This window comes from Enterobacter sp. T1-1, from assembly GCF_000710795.1.
Lineage (GTDB): Bacteria > Pseudomonadota > Gammaproteobacteria > Enterobacterales > Enterobacteriaceae > Enterobacter > Enterobacter cloacae.
In genome coordinates, this window is the sequence record NZ_JALW01000017.1 from 1 (window position 1) to 22,411 (window position 22,411).

Here is a 22,411-nt window from a genome sequence, read left to right on the forward strand (position 1 = left end):
GGGCATCAGGCCGCACAATTTTCACCCGTTCACAATTGCCAGCGTAAAGCCATCCCACCCCTTAACCCCGACCGTTTGCAGCGCGGTGGTGGTTAAGCGCGGATTGTCCCCCATCATCTCGATAAACCGGCGAACACCCTGCACGCGCTCGTCGTCGCTTTGGCCGTTAATCACTTCGCCATCGCGCACCACGTTATCGCCGATAATCACCGTGCCGGGGCGGGAGTAGTGCAACGCCCATTCGAGGTAGCCGGGATTGTTTGGCTTATCAGCATCAATAAAGATCAGGTCGAACGGCGGAACGTCGCCGAAATTTTCCAGAGAAGTCAGCGCCGGGCCTTCGATGAGTTCAATGCGTTGGTTGAGACCGGAAAGCTGAATATTCTGCCGCGCCACGCGGGCATGCGTGGAATCGGCCTCAAGCGTAATCAGCTTTCCGTCTGGCGGCAGGGCGCGCGCCATCCAGATTGAACTGTAAGCACCCAGCGTTCCGATCTCCAGAACGCGCCGCGCCTGCGTCATGCGCACGAACAGTGCCAGCAGTTGCCCCTGATTGGCCGCAACATCGTGTTCGGGGAGTCCGGCGCGCTGGTTGTTTTCCAGTACCTTGCTCAGTACCTCATCTTCAGGAATAAGCGACGAAATCATGAAATTATCAACTGCAGACCACTGTTGTTGCATAAATTGTCTCCTGAGGGGGAATCGCCGGGTGGCGGCTGCGCCTTACCCGGCCTGTGTGACGAAATCCAGTCCCGTTAAGCGCCTTCAGACATTGACCCAACCGCCGCCCAGCGCTTTATACAAATCAATCTGCGCCAGCAGCAGGTTATTTTTCACCTGCACCACGTTGGTTTGCACCGAGTAAAGTGTACGCTGTGCGTCGAGCACATCCAGATAAGATGAATAGCCGTTGCGATAGCGGTTCTGCGCAATGCGCAGCGTCTCCTGGGCCACCTCCTGCTGGGCCAGCAGTTCGCTAAGTTGTTCCTGATAACGCGTAATGGCGTCAAGGCTGTTGTTCACTTCGGCAAACGCATTGCGCACGGTTTTCTCATAGGTGTACAGCGCCTGATTACGCTGCGACTGGGAGATATCCACCTGCGCATTCAGCGCCTGGCGGTTCAGCAGCGGGGCGAGAATACTGCCGCCTGCGCTCCAGAGCTGTAACGGGTTGTCCAGCAGGCCGGAAAGGGTGCGATCCTGAATCGATCCGGTCGCTGTCAGGTTGATCGACGGCAGCAGGCTGGCGCGCGAGGCGGCAAGGCTGGCATCGGCCGCAATGAGCTGACGCTCCGCCTGAACGATGTCAGGTCGTCGGTTAAGCAACGATGACGGCAGCTGTGAAGGCAGCCTGAGCGGGGTAAGCATGCTGAAGCTTTCACTGCGCGCCACCTCGCCCGGGTTACTGCCCAGCAGCAGACTCAGGGCATTCTCTTGCTGCGCGATCTGATGCTGCAGCAGCGGCACCTGCGCCCGGGTGGCTCGCAGCTCAGAGTCAGACTGCATCAGCTCCAGGCGCGAACTGTAGCCCGTTTCAAACTGCCGTTTAGCAAGATTAAATGCCTCTTCGCGTGATTTCAGCGTGGACTCGGTGACGCGATGCTGTTCGTCAAGCGAGAGCAGAGTGACATACCCGGAGGCCACCGACGAGGCGACAGTTAAATCTGCGGCAGCGGCGGCGGCTTTTTGCGCCTCCAGCGAGGCCTGCGCGGCATTGGCCGTGCTGCGGTTGACGCCCCAGATATCCACATCATAGCTGGCGGTGAGGCTGCCTTTGTACAGCGTACTGTATACCGGTAACCCCGTGGCGGCCGATTGCGTCCGGGCGCGGGTGCCGGTTACGCCCGCATCCAGCGACGGAAACAGGCTGCCGTCAGCGGCATAGACTCTTGCCTGATACTCATTGATCCGTTCGCGGGCGATCAGCACGTCGCTGTTATTTTTCAGCGCCTGATCCACATAGCGGTTGAGATTGTTGTCGTGAAAATTTCGCCACCAGAGTTGTTCTGGCGCGCTGGCAGGGCCGGATGCCGCCCGCCACTGGGCAGGAATATGCAGTGACGGTTGGGCAGGTTTTACATCCACCGACTGGCATCCGGCAAGCAGAACGGCAACCAGCAGGCTGGCTAGCGGGCGAAGGGTCATTGCTTCGCCTCCCGCGTATCAATGGTCACCTGTACCGACATGCCAGGACGTAGCAGTGCTGACTCTTCAGGTTTACCCAGCACTTCGATACGCACCGGAATACGCTGGGCGATTTTGACAAAGTTCCCGGTGGCGTTATCCGGCGTGATGGCGCTGAATTCGACGCCGGTCGCCGGGGAGATGCTCTCCACGCGGCCCTGATAGGCTTTATTATTGAGCGCATCGACGGTAAATTTCACCGGCTGGCCCACGCGCAACTCCGCGAGCTGGGTCTCTTTAATATTGGCGATCACCCAGTGCTGCGGCGGTACCAGGGTGGTGAGATGGGTCCCGGCCGTGACATACGCGCCCAGACGCACCGCGATCTGCCCCAGCTGGCCGTCACGCGGCGCCACAATGCGGGTGTTTTGCAGGTCGATTTGTGCCAGCTCCAGCGCCGCTTTGGCGTTTTCCACATCCGCCTCCAGCGCACCGCGATTCACAATCACCGTCTGCAGATCCTGGCGCGACATTTCAAGCGTCGCTTTGGCCTGCTCAATATCGGCGCTGCCCTGGGCCGCGCTCGCCAGCGCCGCGTCGCGTTCGCGGATGGAGAGCGATCCGTCAGCCGTCAGGTCTTTCACCCGCTTTAAATCCGCCTGGGTTTTCAGACTCTGGGCGCGGGCATTTTTCAGCGCAGCGTCATTTTTTGCGATGACGGCTTCAGCGCTTTTACGCTGCTGGAGATTGTTATTCAGGGCGGCAATTTTCATCGCCAGCTGCGCCTCGGCCTGATGTACCCGCTGGCGATAGATACGGTCATCGATCTGCAGCAGCAGCTCGCCTTTTTTAACCTGCGCGAAATCCTGTACCTTCACCTCGGTGATATAGCCATTTACCTGTGGGCTGATAAACGTGGTCTGGCCGCGCACGTAAGCGTTATCGGTAAACTGCGCGTGGCGGGTAAACGGCGGCAGCTGCCACGCGTAAAGGATCACCAGCACGCCGACAATACCGATTGCCGCGGCGGTGAAAACGGAAACAATGCGCACATTTTTGCGGGTGTTGGCCTGCTCTTTGGCGGCATCCTGCTGACTCATAAACTCTCCAGAAATATTTCAATTATTTGTTGCCGGTGGCGTTCTTAAGCGCCATACGGGCAGTGATGCGCAGGCGCAGCAAGCGCCATAAAATCCAGATCAGCGTGGCCGCGGCAATACTCGCGGTCAGTAAATAGGTGTCGTTGTAAGCCAGAATGTTTGCCTCAAGCGCGGTCACCGTCTGCAACTGGGTGATCGCCTGTGTGCCCAACAGGGCGCTGTCGCCAATCAGGCTTTTGTACATCTGGGTATAAAGCTGAATCCGCTCGTTAACCAGCGGATTGAGCGTGGTGAGCTGGTCCGCCAGCAGGCTGGAGTGATACTTTTCGCGCCAGGTCTGGAAGGTACCGAGAATAGCCGAGCCCAGCAGGCCGCCGAGGTTCTGGCTCATGCCGAACATTACCGAGAAGCTCACCAGATTACGCGGGTCGGCGATGACGCCGCCAATGGCGGCCAGCATCGCGGGGGCGAGGAAGAAGGCACTGCCAAAGCCCAGCAGGAACTGGCTGAGCATCAGTTGATCCGGGCGCGTCAGGTTGTTGGACTGGCTGTCCAGCAGCGAGGCGACAATCATCAGCACCAGGGAGGTGATAATCGGCCATGCCAGTTTGGTCGGCTTAATGGTCAGACAGCTGGTGACGATCCCGCAGACGATCCCGGCAAATATGGACCACGCCAGGTGCGTCATCTGCTCGTTCTGTAACCCCACGTACTGCAGCCAGCCGATGACGCCGGTGTTTTGCTCGGCCAGCACGATGCGGATCAGCAGCATAATCAACCCAAGGCGCACAATACTGCCGCTCGACAGCCAGCGGGTGTTCAGCAGCGGGTTACTGCGGTTATGTTCAAACACGATGGCGGAAACAATCAGCACCAGCGAGAGCGCCAGCGACCAGCCGATCCACGGCGCTTCAAACCACCAGTCCAGACGGCCCAGCGACAGCACCGCGCACAGCAGCGCCATCCCCGGTGCCAGTAAAAAGAAGGTGATAAAGTCTTTTTTCTCAAAGACCTTACGCCGATCGCCCGGCGGCAGTTTCAGCGCAATCACGCACGCCAGCGAGATGAGGGCCAGCCCCAGCTCGAAGAAATAGAGCCCGCGCCACTCATCAAGCTGCAACAGCTCGGTTGAAAAGAGTCGCGCCAGCGGAATGGCCAGTGACGAGCCGGTGATGCCAATGGTCAACGCCTTCAGGCGGTGTTTCGCCGGCCAGGCCTGGATCTGGTAATAAATGCCCAGCGAGCTGAGCGCGGCGGCCACCATCCCGTGCGCGGCGCGCACCATCAGCGCCGAGCTAAGATCGTTGACAAACAGGTGGAAAAAAGTGACCAGCACATACAGCACCAGAAAACCTTCGGTGAAGGCGCGCAGACCGTACTGCTGGCGGAATTTCACCAGCAGCAGGTTAATGGAGATATTAGTCATTACATAGACCGCTGGTAGCCAGGCGATCTCGGTTGACCAGGCGCCAAAGGTGCCCTGCAAATTTTGCAGGTTGGCGGTGACTACCGCATTCCCCAGGGCGCCCGTCAGGCAAACCAGCAGACCGACAACGCCATAGGCAATCCGCTTTGGCGTACTGTGCTCCGGCGTGGAGGGGGAACCCAGCAGGGCGGGTTTCTCGTGTGGCTGCCACTCGCGAGGAGCATAAGGGTCGCGTTCGGGCAGGCGCATAACGTCGTTTACCTTTGATAAAATGGAAGAATTAACAGGCTGGCGATTCTACGTCTGCCGTAAAACATAATACAAGTGAATATGATTTACGCATGTTAATCAAATGTTGAACTGAAGGTTTTAGGAAAAAGAGCGGCCTTATCTCTGGCACTTTAGGAATCAACGCCTGTTTTGACGCGACAAGTGCGGTACGCTAATCCAAATGCTGTAAGGAGGTTATGATGATACCGACAATTTTTCCCTGTTTGCCCGGCAGCACGCTCAGTGCCGTAAACACGGTTGGGCAGTGGCTGGCGCAGGATGACCTGCAACCGGGTCAGTCCGTGGATATGGTGATTCTGGCGGGGAATGCCGTCATTCCAACCATCGAAGCTGCCTGCCGTCTGGCGGCGGAGCAGGGGGTGCCCATGATCATTAGCGGAGGCATCGGACACTCCACCACTTTTCTCTATGCCGCGATTGCGAAACATCCGCGCTATCACACCATTCCCACCACGGGCCGGGCAGAGGCGGCTATCCTGGCGGATATCGCCCGTGAATTCTGGCAGATCCCGGCCGACCGGGTGTGGGTGGAAGATCAGTCAACGAACTGCGGGGAGAACGCCCGCTTTAGCCGCGAATTAATGAAGCACCATCAGTTTGCCCCTGAAAGGGTGCTGGTGGTGCAGGATCCAACCATGCAGCGCCGTACCATGGCAACGTTCGCCCGCGTGTGTCGAGACGAACCCGTATCGCCGGAATGGGTGAGCCACGCGGGCTTTACGCCCGTCCTGCAAAACGGCGACGATGGGCTGGAGTTCAGCGATTCCGGAGAAGGGCTATGGCCGGTGGAACGCTATTTGTCGCTGGTGCTGGGGGAACTGCCGCGCCTTCGCGACGATGTTAACGGTTACGGTCCGGCAGGACGCGATTTTATTGCCCACGTGGAGATACCTGATGAGATTGCGGCGGCATGGAATATCTTACGCAACGATGTCATTTTGACCGATGCGCTGGTAAGCCGATCCCTGTTGTGAATGTGGACGCAAAAAAATACCGGGCCAGCGTTTGCCGCTGACCCGGTATTGAACAAAGCGCGAAAAATTACAGATAAACCAGCGTCATGGTGTTCTGGCCGTCCAGCGCGGTATCGTCGGTAATGGCCAGGGTGGAGGTATCCCAAATCACCAGGTTGGTCACGAAGTTAAAGTTAGCCGTGGTGATAGCCAATGGGGTGGTGGTGCCGGTTTGAGCAAAGGTGGTAGTCTGGAATGCATCGCTACGCGGAATGCAACTTTTCTTCCATTTAGTTGCAGACCAGTCGTGGTTGTTCGCAATACAGTCAACACTTTTACCGTCTACGGTGGCATCCGTCATCCACATGCCGTAGTTACCAATCTTTTTCCCGTCGTTCGTCATACCGACGCCGTAGGTATAATATTTTGTTGTTATATTCGTATTACCCGCAATATCAACCGGCAGCTGCGCGTTGCTGTCGCCGCGGTTATCGGTGATGGTAAAACCTACTTTTGTTGGCGCGGTGCAGTTAATGGATACAGGTATCTGTTTCTGACCGATTTTATTATTGGATGTTTCGGATAACTCGCCCAGGCGAATAAAGCCGTAATCGAGAACACCGCCGTTACCCAGCTCAGCAGTACATGCTGAGTTGGTTAATGTACCTTTAACCTGCATAACAGCCGTTCCGGATGCAAAAACTGATGAGGTGCTAATCGCGATGGCCGTAGCCAGAATGACTTTTTTCATCCTTGATTTCCTTTTCTTGAATATAAGACGTGCGGGAATGATAATTGAGCGCTGCGATGGCGCTCCCATTCACCTGGCGGGAATAATATTTATTATTATGTTTTTGGTATATTTATTAAAAATGAATTTAATTTGTAGAAAAACTAAAGGCGTGCGAAAGCGACAAATAAAAGAAAGCCTTTTATTTGCTGTATGAATATAATCGATGAAAGTACCGGTTCAGGCGAAAGCTGAACCGGTATAAGCAAATTACATGATTAGAGGTATTCCAGCGTCATTGTCGCCTGACCGTCGAGAGGGGTGTCGTCGGTAATGGCCAGCGATGTGGTATCCCGAATCATCAGGTTAGTGACAAAGTTGAAGTTAGCGGTGGTGATGGCGATAGGTACCTCCGTTCCGGTTGCTGCAAAGGAGGTGGTGGAGAACTCATCGCTGCGAGGAATACCGGATTTACGCCACTTAGTCGCTTCCCAGTCATGGTTATTTACTACGGCGTCTACCGTGTTGCCATCCGCCGTGATGTCCGTCATCCACATGCTGTAGTTACCAATTTTTACGCCTTCGGTCGTGGTGCCCACGCCGTAGGTATAATATTTCACTGACTGGTTTAAGTTACCACCAATATCCAGCGGCAACTGTGCGTTGCTGTCGCCACGGTTATCAAGAATGGTAAAGCCCACTTTGGTTGGCGCAGTACAGGTAATGGTGACAGGCACCTGTTTTTCACCCAGCTTGTTATTTTCCGTTGCAGAGAGTTCTCCGAGGCGAATATAGCCGTAGTCAATACCCCCGCCGTTGCCGATAGAAGGCGAACAGGCCGCATTGGTCAGAGTCCCTTGTACTTTTAATACAGCGGTAGGTTCTGCGAAAGCTGATGCGCTGGCCAGTGCAATTAATGAAGCCAAAATAACTTTTTTCATTGTTGTTCCTTAACAATTTTATTGGTGGTGTTTGTTTTAACAGACCGCTTGCCTGTCTTGTGATTTATATTATTGGGAGTGTTTATGAAATTAAAGCAAGCATATTTAAAACTTCATTTTAGAAGTTCTAATGATAATTAAGGTGTGATTCAAAAATTCCGTGAATAATTTTACTCTGAAAAACAGATGATAAAGAGGAAGCGGTGCGGTAAGGGAGAGCGACGGATGGTATGACCACCCGTCAGCGTTATTAAAGTGCGGCGTATTTATCAAGCGTGCGCACCAGCTGCGTCACAAAGCCATACTCGTTGTCATACCAGGCGACGGTTTTAACCAGTTGCAGTTCGCCCGCCTCGGTCACTTCGGTCTGAGTGGCGTCAAACACCGAGCCAAAGTGCGAGCCAATGACATCTGACGACACAATCTCTTCATCGGTATAGCCAAAGGATTTATTCCCCTGCGTCGCTTTTTTCAGTGCGGCATTCACCTCTTCAACGGTGACTTTTTTGCCCAGAATGGCGACCAGTTCCGTTACCGAGCCGGTTTTCACCGGTACGCGCTGGGCATGACCTTTCAGTTTGCCGCTGAGGGCCGGGATCACCAGGCCAATCGCTTTGGCAGCACCCGTGGTGTGGGGAATGATGTTCTCCGCCGCCGCGCGTGAGGCGCGCAGATCTTTCCCGCGCGGACCATCCACCAGCGCCTGGGTACCGGTGTAGGCGTGAATGGTGGTCATGGTGCCCACCTTAATCTCAAAAGCATCGTGCAGGGCTTTTGCCAGCGGGGCGAGGCAGTTGGTGGTGCAGGAGGCGACAGAGATAATGGTATCACTGGCGTCAATGGTGTCGTCGTTAACGTTAAACACAATGGTTTTCATCTCACCTGCCGGCGCGGAGATCAGGACCTTTTTGGCGCCAGCATCCAGATGCGCTCTGGATTTTTCTTCCGACGTATAAAAACCGGTGCATTCCACGACGATATCCACCCCAGCGGCTTTCCACGGGATATGTCTGGCCTCTTTCTCGGCGTACACCGCGATGGTTTTACCGTCCACAATCAGCGCGTCTTCGGTGAAATCCACGCTCCACGGGAAGCCGCCGTAGTTAGAATCATGCCGGAGCAGATAGGCCAGTACTTTGGGAGAGGTGAGGTCGTTAATGGCGACGACGGTGTTGCTGTCCTGGGTTTCAAGAAGTCGACGAAGTACCAGGCGTCCAATGCGTCCAAATCCGTTAATGCCAATTTTACTCATGGTTTTCTCCTGTAAACGTGTCGATGCGACAGTTTGAACTTATCCAGGCTTAGACCATGAGGGGCGGGGCAGCAATTGAAGATGCTTCATGCCCCGGGAAGTATTTGAAAATCCATACAGAAAAGTTAATGAATTTTTAAGGAAAGGTCGTTATGTTGGCGCGGTAACTGTTTTTTATCGGAAAATCACATGCGCACTAAATATACAGGCCTGCAAATCGGCATTCACTGGCTGGTGTTTCTGTTAGTTATCGTCGCCTACTGCGCCATGGAGTTCAGAGGCTTCTTTCCGCGTACCGACCGACCGCTGATCAATATGATCCACGTCTCATGCGGGATCGCTATCCTGGTATTGATGGTGACACGTCTGCTGGTGCGCCTGAAGTTCCGCGCGCCGCCGATTGAGCCGAAACCGAAAGCGATGATCACAGGCCTTTCGCATCTGGGGCATCTGGTGATTTATCTGCTGTTTATTGCTTTGCCGCTGATTGGCCTGGTGATGATGTATAACCGTGGAAACGACTGGTTTGCCTTTGGCATCGCCATGCCGCACGCGGCGGAATCCAACTTTGATCTGGCTGATGGGCTAAAAGAGTGGCACGAGACGCTGGCGAACCTCGGCTATTTTGTCATTGGCCTGCACGCAGCGGCGGCGCTGATGCATCACTATTTCTGGAAAGATAATACGCTGCTGCGCATGATGCCGAAAAAGCGGCAATAGCCCTCAACACTTTTGCCGCCTTTCTCGCCGGGTGGCGCTGCGCTTACCCGGCCTACAGAACCCGTTTTTTATTGCAGCAGAGCACGCTCTTCAGCTGTTAATGCCAGCCCCTGCGTTGACCCGGTCTCTGACGATTTCACCGCCGCTTCCAGTACCGCCATCACCGCTAACGCCTCGACAGGATGAACCGGATTGGCAATCTTCCCGAGCAGAGCATCGCGCACATTAATGTAATACTGGCGCTGATCGCCTTTCGGCGTGGTAATGGTCTGCGGCGCACCGTCAGCCCCAAAGAACACCATACTGTCGCTATCCTCACCCCAGGTTTCACTTCCCGGAACGATGCCAGTCAGCAGCTGGGCTTCCTGCTGATCGATACGGGCCTTCACTACGCTGCCCTTATCCCCATGGACGGTAAAGCGCGCGGTACCCCCGGCGACCAGCATGCTGGCGTGCAAAATAACCTTATGATCAGGGTAGTTTAAGACCACATGCGCCCAGTCGTTCACTTCTGCGCCGTCGCGCAGCGTCGCGATATTCCCTTGCACCGAGTGAGGCAGACCAAAGAGCTGTAGCGTCTGGTCGATCAGGTGCGGCCCCAGGTCAAACCACAGTCCGCTTCCCGGTACGTTCTGTTCTCTCCAGCGCACGCGCACTTCCGGGCGGAAGCGGTCAATGTGCGACTCAAACAGTTTCACCTTCCCGAGGGTGCCCTGTGTGATAACGTCCTTAATGCCCAGGAAATCACTGTCCCAGCGGCGGTTGTGGAACACGGAGAGCAGAAGCTGCTTTTCATCCGCCAGGGCAATAAGATCGCGCGCTTCCTGCATATCGAGCGTGAAGGGTTTATCCACCACCACGTGTTTTCCGGCGTTCAGGGCCAGCGTGGCCAGCGGGGCATGGGTGGCGTTAGGGGAGGCGATCACCACCAGGTCAATATCAGGGTGCGTAATGGCCTCTTCCGGGGTAGCAACCACCTGTACGTCCGGCAGATCGCGCTTAACTTTTTCCTCATCACGGGAGGAAACCACCGCCAGCGTAAGCCCGTCCACAGACTGGATGAGCGGGGCATGGAAGGTTTTACCGACAAAACCATACCCGATCAGCGCAATGTTGATTGTCTTCATTTTACTCATGACCTTCTCCACGTTAATGAGCGCAAACCGTGACGGGCACGGTGCTCTGGTCCCCAAGCTCAGGCCAGGGACGATCTAAATACAGTTGATGAATTTCGTCTAACCCGCACACCAGGTACGGCTCACAGCGGTTGACTTTCAGATGGTCTGCGACGATCCAGTGCGTCTGGCTGGCGGCAAGCATCGCCCGTTTGACTTCTGCATCGGCTTCCGTCCCGGCACTCAGACCGAGTGATGAATGAAGGGCGCAGGCGCCAAGGATGGCGATATCCGCCCGATACCGTGAAAGCAGGGAGAGGGTGGCACCGCCAGCAAACAGGCGTTGCTTCTGATCCCATTTCCCGCCGAGCAGGATCAGCTCGATATCCTCCCGGTCGCTAAAAGCGTGGGCGATATCCAGCGAGGTGGTGATCACCGTCAGCGGCCCCTGAAGAAAAGAGGCCACCGCCATGACCGTACTGCCCGCATCCAGAAACAGCGTAGAGCCCGGCGGAACCTGCTGTGCCACCTGTTTTCCCAGCCGCTGCTTGGTCGCCGGCAGGAGCGTATTTCTGCCCTGGCGATTCATGGCCGAAAGATTGAGCGCGATAGCGCCTCCGTGGTTCTTCTGCGCCAGCCCTTGTTTTTCGAGGTCCGTGAGATCGCGGCGAATGGTATCCGCAGAGACCTGCAGCTTTTCTGCCAGCTCAGTGATGCTGGCCTGTCCCTGCTCGCTGATGATCTCGAGCACATATTTTTGACGCGCGGTTTTGTGCATGGCAGCAATCCTGCAAAATGTCGCAATAGTTCGCATAATACAGCATTTTGTCGCAGAGAAAAGGGCAACCACACATTAGTTCAGTTGCGTGATAATTGAGCTGTTATTGATTAAATATAAGTGAACGGTTTCTAAGGGTAATCAATATGTTATGACGATGTTTTATCTGGCTGTTTGGACTTTGTAACCAGTTAATTTCGCTTTACTGGTTTGTTGTTCTATTAAGAAACTATTTAAACCAATAAAATTCCTAAAAAATGCATTTGCTAGGTTTTTTATGCCAATAAATAGGGCGGCGCTACTTAAGTTGACATTTCTTTGAAAATCTTTGTGTCTGACGCGCGTGGAAATTAACGCAAAAATGTACATCCGGGTATTTTTAAATTTCACTTAAATAACAATGACTTTATTAGTTTCATTTGAAAGGCCATTTTTAAGAGTTTGTCCAGAAACCCCATGATTTTTCTTAATTGTAACACCACATTAACATTGTGGGTGTAGTTGCCTATACCACATTTTGTTATGCTGCGAATCAGTTAAGAAGTAAGCAAATTCTTAATTCATATTAGGCTAAGGTCGGCTCTCATCTCCAATGGAAATGGGTATGGGAGCTATTACCCGAAATTCAGTACGGGGGATTAATAATATTTTTCTGATTATCTATACCTCTTTTTGGGTAAAGGGTTAAACCATTCGCAGGCTCAGGGAGATATAAATGATGAGAGAGCGAAATTATAAGTGGGTCCGATTATCCGCAGTGCTGGTGTTAATTTCGGCATGCATTAATACGACCTATGCCAATAGCGGCGCGTTGGGTTTTGCCACGGTGCCGACGACAACATTAAAAGAAAGTATTCTTTTTGCCATCGATCGCGATCCGTCGGTCAGCCAGCAGGCGGCACAATTGGGTATTGGTCAGGCGCAAATAGATGAAGCACGTAGCGGATGGATGCCGCAAATATCGCTGAACGGCAGTACGGGCCATAGCCAAACCACCGATTCCAGCGGTTCACTGAGAAATTCAGCGGCATGGGGATTAAGCCTTACGCAGCTCATTTATGACTTTGGCAAGACGAATAACAGCATCAGCCAGTCTTCAGCGCGACGCGATAGCTATCGCTATCAGCTGATGGAGACGCTCACCGCCGTGGCGGAAAAAACCGCGCTGAGCTACGTGGAGGTCAGACGTTATAGCGATCTGTTGCAGGCGGCTAAAGAGAATGTGCAGGCCCTCAAAAACGTGGAGCAGCTGGCGAAACTGCGCGCGGATGCAGGCGTAAGCTCAACCTCCGATGAGCTCCAGACACGCACGCGGATCGCCGGTATGCAGGCGACGGTGGAGCAGTACAACGCCGCGCTCAACAGCGCCCGCGCAAGGCTCGCGGTGTTGACGGGCATGCAGGCTGAAGCCTATTCACCGGTCCCTGAGAAGCTTGCCGTAGAGCAGAATGCCGTCAACCAGATCGATTACTCGCTGATACCGGCGGTCATGGCCGCGCAGAATATGGAGCGTTCAGCCCAGTATGGGGTGGAAACCGCAAAATCTCAGCACTGGCCAACGTTAAGCCTGAAAGGGGGCCGCACGCGCTATGAGTCGGATAACCGCGCTTACTGGGATGACCAGATCCAGCTCAATATCGATGCACCGCTGTATCAGGGCGGTGCCGTTTCGGCACGCGTTCGTCAGGCTGAAGGCACCAGGGCGATGGCCTCCTCTCAGGTCGATCAGGCGCGGTTTGATGTGCTGCAAAAAGCCTCCGTCGCGCAGGCAGACTGGACCGGCGCGCGTGGAAGAATGGCCGCCGGAAGCTTACAGCTTGAAAACGCGTTACGTGCCCGCGCGGTCTACAAAAACGAATACACCCTGAGCAAGCGGAGCATTAATGATTTGCTCAGCGTAGAACAGGATGTCTGGCAGGCCACGTCTGCCAAAATAATGGCCGAATATGATGGCTGGAGCGCGGCAATTAATTACGCCTCTGCTGTTGATAATCTCATGACGCTTATTGGAGTAGAAAAAAACGCTGCCGCAAAATTACCCGATTTGAGTTGAAAAAAGCCGCGCCTTTCTGCGCGAAATAAATCTGAAAATAATGGGTGAAATTTCCCAGGGATAGCTACATCCATCTGGTGGACATATCCACAGGAATCCGAGCACCTGCAAGGAGAGAAATATGAGTAACGTAAAAGTTGTAGATGTCATCATTCGCAAGACAGCGGAGAAAACGAAATTAACCGGCGAAGGAAATCTGTCGGTCTCCATTTCCTCTCCGAGCGTGATTGAAATCCAGGGTTCTGCACAGGACGTGGTGCGTTACGTCCGCCAGGGGAAAGACCTTCTCATTTATATGAAAGATGGCAGCGTTATTCGCTGCAATAACTATTTCGTTGAAGATCCTGAAACCCATAACCAGTCTGAACTGGTATTTAACGATAATCAGGAATTAACACATATCTCTTTTGCCGATGCCGGGGAAGCGTCAGGCGCAGCCGTTACTGAATTAACCGCGCAAGCCACACCGATTAGCAGCATTGAACCTTTCCTGACCCAGGAGAGCATATTGAGCGATGCGCCATGGGGCTGGATTGCGGGGGCGGCGTTAGGCGGCGGTGCTATTGGGGCACTGCTGGCTCACGGTGGCGACGGCGAAACAAAAACAAAAGTTATTGATAATACGAAAGAAGTTGAGAGCGCAACGCCAACCTTCATGCTCACCGATCTTGCGGGAGACAAGCAGGGCGTGCTGAGTGCAAATGCGATCACCGACGATAACACGCCAACCTTTAGCGGTACCGGGCAACCGGGCGCGACCATTCAGATCAAAGACAGCAGCGGCAATACGCTTGCCAGCGCGATGGTCAGTAAAGACGGCACCTGGACGGTAAAACTGCCGACCCAGACAGACGGGGAACATACCTGGTCAGTCGTGCAGATCGACGGCAGTAAAACGACCTCCGCAGGCAGCATCACCGTGACCGTTGATACTGCCGTGGCGAGCGTGACGCTGGCAACCACGGCGGGGGATAACGTCATCAACGCCAGCGAGCAGTCCGCAGGCTTTACGCTTTCCGGTGCCAGCAAGAACCTGGCGCAGGGAACAGAGCTGACCGTTACGCTGAACGGCAAATCCTATACGGCTGAGGTGGGTGCAAACGGCGCATGGAGTGTGAAGGTGCCTGCGGCGGATGCGCAGGCGCTGGGCGACGGTACCTGGACGGTGAACGTCAGCGGCAAGGACGCGGCGGGCAATACCATGAACGGCAGTCAGACGATTGGCGTGGATACTGCGGCACCGACCATCGCGGTCGATACTGTCGCGCAGGACAATATTATCAATGCCGCTGAACACCATCAGCCGCTGACGCTGAGTGGGAAAACCACGGCGGAAGCAGGTCAGATTGTCACGGTGACAGTGAACGGTAAAAACCATACCGCCACGGTGGGCAGCGACGGTACCTGGTCCGTCACGCTGCCATCCAGCGAGGTGCAGTCGCTGGCGAATGGCGAACACACCCTGACGGTGAACGTCAGCGATAAAGCCGGGAACGGGTCATCCACCCAGGCGCATTTCACCGTGGATACTGTCGCCCCGGTCGTGACCATCAATACCGTCGCGGGCGACGATATTCTCAACACCAGTGAGCAGGGCCAGGCGCAGATTATTTCCGGCCAGGCGACCGGAGCCGCAGCAGGCGATGTGGTCACCGTGACCGTTGGCGGCCAGAGCTTTACCGGCGTGGTGCAGGCGAACGGCAGCTGGAGCGTAGGCGTACCGGCGTCAGTCATTGGCGCGCTGGGGGAAGGTAACCACAGCATTGCGGTTTCGGTGACCGATGCGGCGGGCAATACCGGTAACGCCACCCACGGCATTACCCTGAGCGGTAACCCACCGGAATTCACCTTGAATGCCATCAGCCAGGATAACGTGCTGAACGCGCAGGAGGCGATGCAGCCGCTGAGCCTGAGCGGCACCAGCAACCTGCCAGACGGCAGCGTGGTAAACGTCACGCTGAATAACGTGAGCTATCAGGCCACCGTTAATAACGGCATCTGGTCAGTTCAGGTGCCGGTGTCTGACGTTCTGAACCTGGCGAACACCCTGTACACCGTCAGCGTGAGCGGCACCGATGCCGCCGGTAACAGCGGCTCCGCCGAAGCGACGCTGCTGGTGGATACCGTGCTGCCGCAGGTGATTATCAATACCTTCGCCGGTGACAACCTGGTCAACAATGCTGAAGTGGCGGTGGATCAAACCCTGAGCGGGCGCGTCACCGGCGCGGCGGCGGGCGACACGGTCTCTGTTTCGGTGGGCGGTAAGAGCTACACCGCTACAGTAGGCAGCGATCTGACCTGGAGCGTGACCATTTCGTCAGCCGATCTGAAGGCCTTTGGCGACGGATCGTTAACCTTTACCGCTTCTGTCACCAACGCCCACGGCAACACCGGCAGCGGCGAGCGTGATATCAACATCAACGCCGAGCTTCCTGGCCTGCGGGTGAATACCATTTCTGGCGATGATGTGATCAACGCCATCGAGCAGCAGCAGGATCTGACCGTGACCGGCTCCAGTACCCACCTGGCAGCGGGCACGCACGTCACCGTCACCATCAACGGCGTCGAGTATGCCGCCGTGGTCAACGCCAACGGCAGCTGGCAAATCGGCGTCCCGGCGTCCGATCTGCAGGGCTGGACGGCCGGAGATATCACCGTTCACGTCAGCGCGACAGATGCCTGGGGAAATACCGTTTCAGCTGAGCACCCCATCGAGCTGGATCTGAACGCCGTGGCGGTGACCATCGATACCGTCAGCAGCGATGACATGCTGAATGCGGCTGAAAAAGGCGCCGATCTTGTGCTGTCGGGCCAGACGCAGGGCGTAGAGGCCGGGCAGACCGTGGTGGTGAAATTCGCCGACCAGACCTTTACCGCGCAGGTGCAGCAGGATGGCTCCTGGAGCCTGACCGTGCCGGCCAGCGCCATGGAGACGCTGATTGACGGACGCGCGCAGGTCAGCGTCAGCGTGACGAACGTCAGCGGCAACAGCGCCGACGCGTCGCGCGTGGTGACCGTGGATACCTTACCGCCGTCCATTACGATCGATAACCTGACCGATGACAACATCATTAATGCGGCCGAAGCGCAGCAGGATCTGATCTTAAGCGGCAGCAGCAATGCTGAGGCGGGACAGACGGTTACCGTTACGCTGAACGGCAAGCACTATCAGACCACCGTCCAGAGTGACGGGACCTGGACGGTGAACGTACCGGCTGCGGATGTCGGCGCTCTGACTGACGGCACCGTCACGGTAACGGCAACCGTGAGTGACGTGGCAGGCAACAGCAGCAGCGAAGATCGCGTTGGGCTGGTGGATGCGACCGTCCCGCAGGTAACCATTAACGATTTTGTCACCGACACCAATACCGTTAACCAGCTCGCACATTCACAGGCGCAGATCCTGAGCGGGTCGGTCACCGGTGCGGCAGCGGGTGACCTGGTGACCATCACCCTGAATAACGTGGAGTACACCACCGTGGTGGATGCGGCGGGGAACTGGAGCCTCGGCCTGCCAGCCTCCGTTGTACAGGGGCTGACAGACGGGACCTGGACCGTTAACGTCTCGGTGACCGATCGCTCCGGTAATACCGGCAGTAGCGCAGTAGACGTAGTGGTCAACACCGTGACGCCGGAAATCGCTATCAATACCCTGGCGGTGGATGATGTGATCAATGCGACTGAGAAAGGCGAGGATCTGCTGCTTTCCGGGACCAGCAACCAGCCGGAAGGGACGACGATTGCCGTTAGCCTTAACGGCATCACCTACACCGCGACCACCGACGCCATTGGCAACTGGAGTGTCACCGTGCCTGCCTCTGCGGTCAGCGCGCTGGGCGAGGCACATTACACCGTGACTGCCAGCGTCACCGACAGCGTGGGCAACAGTGCCTCAACCACGCACGATGTGCTGGTGGACAGCTCGCTGCCGGTTGTGACCATCAACGCGCTGGCGGGCGATAACATCGTTAACGCGGCGGAAGTGGCGGCGGGGCAGACGTTGACCGGTAAGGTTACCAATGCTGCTTCAGGTGACACTGTCACCATTATGCTCGGCGGCCAGACCTACACCACCACGGTTCAGGACGATCTCACCTGGAGCCTGCCGTTAACCCAGAGCCAGTTAACCGCGCTCGGCAACGGTGAACTGACCGTATCGGCCAGCGTCACCAACGTGCACGGCAACACCGGCTCTTCCTCGCTGGACTTCACCATCGACGCCCAGCTGCCGGGCCTGCGTATTGATACGGTCGCAGGCGATGACGTCATCAATATCATCGAGCACGGTCAGAACCTGATTGTGTCGGGCACCAGTACCGATCTGGCGGCAGGCAGCACCGTTACCGTCACCATCAACGGCAAGGATTATTCCGCCTCGGTACTGGCGGACGGCACCTGGCAGGCGGCCGTGCCTGCGGTGGACGTCTCCCAGTGGGCTGACGGTTCACTGACCATCAGCGCCAGCGCGCAGGACACCTCCGGCAACCCGGTCACGATTGGCACCGTCGTTGATGTGGATCTCAGCCCGGTCGCCATTAGCATTAACAGCGTGACCGCTGACAACGTGCTGAACGCGGCGGAAAAAGGCGAAGACCTGGTGCTCAGCGGCACCTCGGCCAACGTTGAGGCGGGACAGACCGTGACCGTTACCCTGGGCGGGAAAACGTATACGGCGACGGTAGACGCCAACGGCGACTGGACCACCACCGTTCCGGCAGCGGATCTGAGCAGCCTGAAGGACGGCGATGCCAGCGTGCAGGTGAGCGTGACCAACGTTAACGGCAACAGCGCATCGGCGGGGCGCGAGTACAGCGTGGATACCACCGCGCCGACGGTCACCCTCAATACCATCAGCGGTGACAACATCCTGAATGCGGCAGAGGCGGCGCAGGATCTGACCCTCAGCGGTACCTCCACCGCCGAAGCGGGCCAGACGGTGACCGTGGCATTCAATGGCAACACCTATACCGCGCAGGTGCAGGCAGACGGCAGCTGGACGCTCGACGTCCCGGCGGCCGATCTGGCGGGCATCGCCGACGGTAATGCCACGGTCACGGCATCCGTTTCTGATAAAGCCGGCAACCCGGCGAGCACCGATGCGGCCGTGCTGGTGGATACCACCGTGCCGCAGATCGTGTTTGACGTTGTGGCGGGTGATGACATCCTGAATATCGCCGAACACGGCCAGGCGCTGATCGTCTCCGGTAAGGTCACGGGTGCCCAGGCGGGAGACGTGATTACCGTCACCCTCAACGGCAAAGACTACACCGCCATGCTGGACGCCTCCGGGAACTGGAGCACCGGCATTCCGGCCACGGACGTCGGCGCGCTGGTAAGCGGCGATCAGACCCTCTCGGCAACCCTCACCGATAAAGCGGGTAACAGCACCACCGCCACGCATGATGTTACGGTCTCCCTGACCGCGCCGGTTATCGCCATCAACACCCTTGCGGGCGATGACGTGATTAACGCGATCGAAAAGGGCGACGATCTGCTGCTCTCCGGCACCAGCAATCAGCCGGACGGCACCGCCATCACCGTAACCCTGAACGGTATCAGTTATACCGCCACCACCGACGCCAGCGGCAACTGGAGCGTGACCGTTCCGGCAGCCAACGTCGCTGCACTGGGCGAAGCGAGCTACACCGTGACGGCGAGCGTGACCGATACGGCAGGCAACAGCGCGAGCGCAAGCCATAACGTGCTGGTGGACAGCGCGCTGCCGGTTGTCACCATTAATGCGGTTGCCACCGACGACGTCATTAACGCTGCGGAAGTGGCGTCTGGCCAGACGCTGAGCGGGAAAGTGAGCGGTGCCGCGAGCGGTGACACTGTCACGATTTCCATTGGCGGCAACAACTATACGACAACCGTTCAGGACGATTTAAGCTGGTCGGTGAATGTGCCGTCTGACGTGTTAACCGCCATTGGCAACGGGGACCTGACCGTGACGGCCAGCGTCACCAACGGCCACGGCAACACCGGTTATGGCGAGCGTGACATCACCATTGATGCCAACCTGCCGGGCCTGCGTGTGGACACCGTGGCGGGCGACGATGTGATTAACAGCATCGAGCACGGGCAGAACCTGATTATCACCGGTACCAGCGAGGGGCTGAGCGCTGGCTCGGCGCTGACGGTCACCGTCAACGGTAAAACCTACGCGGCCACGGTGCTGGCAGACGGCACCTGGACGGCAGCGATCCCTGCCGCAGACGTCAGCGCGCTGAATGCGGGCACGGTTACCGTGACCGTTGACGGCCAGAGCAGCGCCGGTAACCCGGTGACTATCAGCCATGACGTGACCGTGGATCTGGCGACCGTGGCTATCAGCATTGACGCCATTGCCACCGATGACGTGATCAATGCGGCAGAAAAAGGGGCGGATCTGGTGCTCTCCGGCTCCACCACTAACGTGGAAGAAAACCAGACGGTTTACATCACCTTCGGCGGTAAGTCTTACACCGCAACCGTAGATGCCAGCGGTAACTGGACCGCCACCGTGCCATCGGCTGATTTGGGTAGCCTGAAAGATGGCGACGCCAGCGTGCAGGTGAGCGTCACCAACGTCAATGGCAACAGCGCGTCGGCAGGCCGCGAATACAGCGTGGACGCTACCGCGCCGACGGTTTCCATTGAGATTGTCAGCGATAACAACATCATCAACGCGCTTGAAGCGCAGCAGGATCTGGACATCAACGGCGTGACCAACGCCGAAGCGGGCCAGACCGTTACCGTGACCCTGAACGGCGTGGATTACACCACCACCGTACAGGCCAATGGCAGCTGGAGCGTCACCGTGCCGTCTGCGGACCTGGGCAGCATGGTGGACGGCAACTACACCATCAGTGCCGCCGTCTCCGATAAAGCGGGCAACCCGGCCTCTGCGGATCGCGACGTGCTGGTGGATATCACGGTTCCGCAGTTGACCATTAACATCGTGTCCGACGACGACGTGATCAACAGCGCCGAGCATGCGCAGGCCCTGATGGTGACCGGTTCCGTGACCGGCGCCGAAGCGGGCGATGTGGTTACCGTCACCATTAACAACAAATCGTATACCGCCACCGTGGATGCCTCAGGCAACTGGAGCGTGGGGGTACCTGCGGCGGATGTCAGTGCGCTGACCGCGGGCGATTACACCATCACCGCCGCGTTGACCGATAAAGCCGGTAACAGCAATAGCGCGACCCATGACGTGGAGGTGAACCTGACCGCCCCGGTGCTGACCATCGATACCGTGTCCGGTGATGATGTGATCAACAGCACCGAGAAAACGCAGGATCTGACCATTACCGGTACGGCCACCGGCCTGACGGCAGGTGCGGTTGTTACCGTGATGCTCAACGGCAAAGCGTATAGCGCGACGGTGGATGATAACGGTCTCTGGAGCACCACCGTTCCGGCGAGCGAGGTGGGGCAACTGGGTGAAGCGCTTTACAGCGTCACCGCGTCAGCCACGGACAGCGTCGGCAACAGTGCCAGTACCTCGCACACCGTGAACGTGGAATCCGTTCTGCCGGGCGTGATCATAAATACCGTCGCGGGTGACGACGTCATTAACGCGGCAGAGCTGGCAACCGGGCAGACCATCAGCGGTACCGTGGTGAATGCAGAAGCGGGCAATACCGTGACCGTGACGTTGGGAGGCAACACTTACACGGCCACGGTGCAGAGCGATCTCACCTGGTCTGTCAACGTACCGGAATCGGATCTGACGGCGCTGGGCAACGGCGAACTGACGGTGAGCGCCAGCGTAACCAACAATGTGGGCAACAGCGGCTTTGCTGAGCGCGATATTGCTATCGACGCCAATCTGCCGGGCCTGCGTGTGGACACCGTGGCGGGCGATGATGTGATCAACACCATCGAGCACGGACAGAACCTGATTATCACCGGCTCCAGCGACGGTCTGACGCCGGGTACGGGATTAACCGTCACCGTGAACGGCAAAACCTACCCGGCGACGGTGCTGGCCGACGGCTCCTGGAGTGCAGCGGTTCCGGCCTCGGACGTCGGGGCGCTGGCTGCAGGCACGGTCACTGTGACCGTTGAAGGTCAGAGCAGCGCGGGTAACCCGGTCTCCATCAGCCACGATGTCACGGTGGATCTGGCAAGCGTCGCCATCAGCATTGACGCCATTGCCAACGACGACGTGATTAATGCGGCCGAGAAGGGCGCGGATCTGGTGCTCTCCGGCAGCACCTCGAACGTGGAAGCGAACCAGACCGTCACGATTACCTTCGGCGGCAAGAGCTACACTGCCACCGTGGGGACAGACGGTAAATGGACCGCCACCGTGCAAGCGGCGGATCTTGCCGGTCTGAAAGACGGCGACGCCAGCGTGCAGGTGAGCGTTACCAACGTCAATGGCAACAGCGCGTCGGCGGGTCGCGAGTACAGCGTGGACGCCACCGCGCCGTCCGTGACCATCAACACCCTTGCAACGGACGACATTCTTAATGCGGCAGAAGCACAGGCCGACCTGACCGTCTCCGGCACCAGTACCGCGGAAGCGGGCCAGACGGTGACCGTGAGCCTGAACGGCAAGGACTACACCGCAACGGTCGGTTCAGACGGTCACTGGACGCTGAACGTCCCGGCGGCGGATTTGGCAGGTTTAGCCGACGGCAGCGTGACCGTCACCGCATCGGTCAGCGACAAGGCGGGTAACCCGGCGTCGGTTGATCACAATCTGACGGTGGACGTGACCGTCCCGACGGTGACCATCAGCACCATCGCGGGCGATGACGTCATTAACATCGCAGAACACGGACAGGCACAAATCATCAGCGGCATTGCCACCGGCGCGGCGGCGGGCGATAAGGTCACCGTGACGATTGGCGGCCAGAGCTACACCACCGTGCTGGACGCGGCGGGCAACTGGAGCGTGGGCGTACCGGCCAGCGTCATTTCCGGCCTCAGCGA

The 22,411-nt window shown here is 57.1% G+C and carries 13 protein-coding genes; 4 read left to right on the forward strand and 9 right to left on the reverse strand.

Going from position 1 to position 22,411, the window contains the following annotated elements; all coding sequences use genetic code 11:
* Nucleotides 1-21 precede the first annotated feature (21 nt).
* The 4 genes from AK59_RS0107820 to AK59_RS0107835 all read right to left on the reverse strand — a co-directional run bounded on the left by AK59_RS0107820 (nt 22) and on the right by AK59_RS0107835 (nt 4,899).
* Nucleotides 22-681: an O-methyltransferase gene (locus AK59_RS0107820; protein WP_029882463.1), complete on the reverse strand. Its 660-nt coding sequence runs from the start codon at nt 679-681 to the stop codon at nt 22-24.
* An 84-nt stretch (nt 682-765) separates the two neighbouring features.
* A complete protein-coding gene (locus AK59_RS0107825; protein WP_029882464.1) occupies nt 766-2,145 on the reverse strand; it encodes an efflux transporter outer membrane subunit in 1,380 nt (459 codons plus the stop codon).
* Nucleotides 2,142-3,224 carry an HlyD family secretion protein gene (locus AK59_RS0107830; RefSeq protein WP_013096702.1) on the reverse strand — a complete coding sequence of 361 codons (1,083 nt, stop codon included), beginning with the start codon at nt 3,222-3,224 and terminating at the stop codon, nt 2,142-2,144. The genes AK59_RS0107825 and AK59_RS0107830 overlap by 4 nt, the downstream gene beginning before the upstream one ends.
* Nucleotides 3,225-3,246: 22 nt before the next feature.
* Complete coding sequence (locus tag AK59_RS0107835) at nt 3,247-4,899, reverse strand: MFS transporter (protein WP_032618457.1); 1,653 nt, start codon at nt 4,897-4,899, stop codon at nt 3,247-3,249.
* A 221-nt stretch (nt 4,900-5,120) separates the two neighbouring features.
* Between AK59_RS0107835 and AK59_RS0107840 the strand changes: the two genes are divergently transcribed.
* Nucleotides 5,121-5,915 carry a YdcF family protein gene (locus AK59_RS0107840; RefSeq protein ID WP_029882466.1) on the forward strand — a complete coding sequence of 265 codons (795 nt, stop codon included), beginning with the start codon at nt 5,121-5,123 and terminating at the stop codon, nt 5,913-5,915.
* Nucleotides 5,916-5,982: 67 nt separating this feature from the next.
* Here AK59_RS0107840 and AK59_RS0107845 read toward each other — a convergent pair whose 3' ends face one another.
* The 3 genes from AK59_RS0107845 to gap all read right to left on the reverse strand — a co-directional run bounded on the left by AK59_RS0107845 (nt 5,983) and on the right by gap (nt 8,817).
* Complete coding sequence (locus tag AK59_RS0107845) at nt 5,983-6,645, reverse strand: DUF1120 domain-containing protein (RefSeq protein WP_029882467.1); 663 nt, start codon at nt 6,643-6,645, stop codon at nt 5,983-5,985.
* A 257-nt stretch (nt 6,646-6,902) separates the two neighbouring features.
* Nucleotides 6,903-7,565, reverse strand: coding sequence for a DUF1120 domain-containing protein (locus tag AK59_RS0107850; RefSeq protein WP_029882468.1), 663 nt, complete (start codon nt 7,563-7,565; stop codon nt 6,903-6,905).
* 250 nt (nt 7,566-7,815) lie between these two features.
* The gene (gene gap, locus AK59_RS0107855) at nt 7,816-8,817 is read right to left on the reverse strand and encodes a type I glyceraldehyde-3-phosphate dehydrogenase (RefSeq protein ID WP_029882469.1); all 1,002 of its coding nucleotides are present in this window, start codon (nt 8,815-8,817) and stop codon (nt 7,816-7,818) included.
* 189 nt (nt 8,818-9,006) lie between these two features.
* Between gap and cybB the strand changes: the two genes are divergently transcribed.
* Nucleotides 9,007-9,537, forward strand: a complete 531-nt coding sequence (cybB, locus tag AK59_RS0107860) for a cytochrome b561 (protein WP_013096695.1) — start codon at nt 9,007-9,009, stop codon at nt 9,535-9,537.
* Nucleotides 9,538-9,605: 68 nt separating this feature from the next.
* Here cybB and AK59_RS0107865 read toward each other — a convergent pair whose 3' ends face one another.
* Nucleotides 9,606-10,673 (reverse strand): oxidoreductase, encoded by a 1,068-nt coding sequence (locus AK59_RS0107865; protein WP_029882470.1) that lies wholly within the window; start codon nt 10,671-10,673, stop codon nt 9,606-9,608.
* 13 nt (nt 10,674-10,686) lie between these two features.
* On the reverse strand, nt 10,687-11,430 hold the full coding sequence (locus tag AK59_RS0107870; RefSeq protein WP_029882471.1) for a DeoR/GlpR family DNA-binding transcription regulator: 744 nt from the start codon (nt 11,428-11,430) through the stop codon (nt 10,687-10,689).
* Between the two features lie 715 nt (nt 11,431-12,145).
* Between AK59_RS0107870 and AK59_RS0107875 the strand changes: the two genes are divergently transcribed.
* Complete coding sequence (locus AK59_RS0107875) at nt 12,146-13,483, forward strand: TolC family outer membrane protein (RefSeq protein WP_013096692.1); 1,338 nt, start codon at nt 12,146-12,148, stop codon at nt 13,481-13,483.
* Nucleotides 13,484-13,604: 121 nt separating this feature from the next.
* Nucleotides 13,605-22,411, forward strand: an 8,807-nt coding sequence (locus AK59_RS0107880; RefSeq protein WP_032618459.1) for an Ig-like domain-containing protein, incomplete at its 3' end; no start/stop codon positions are given.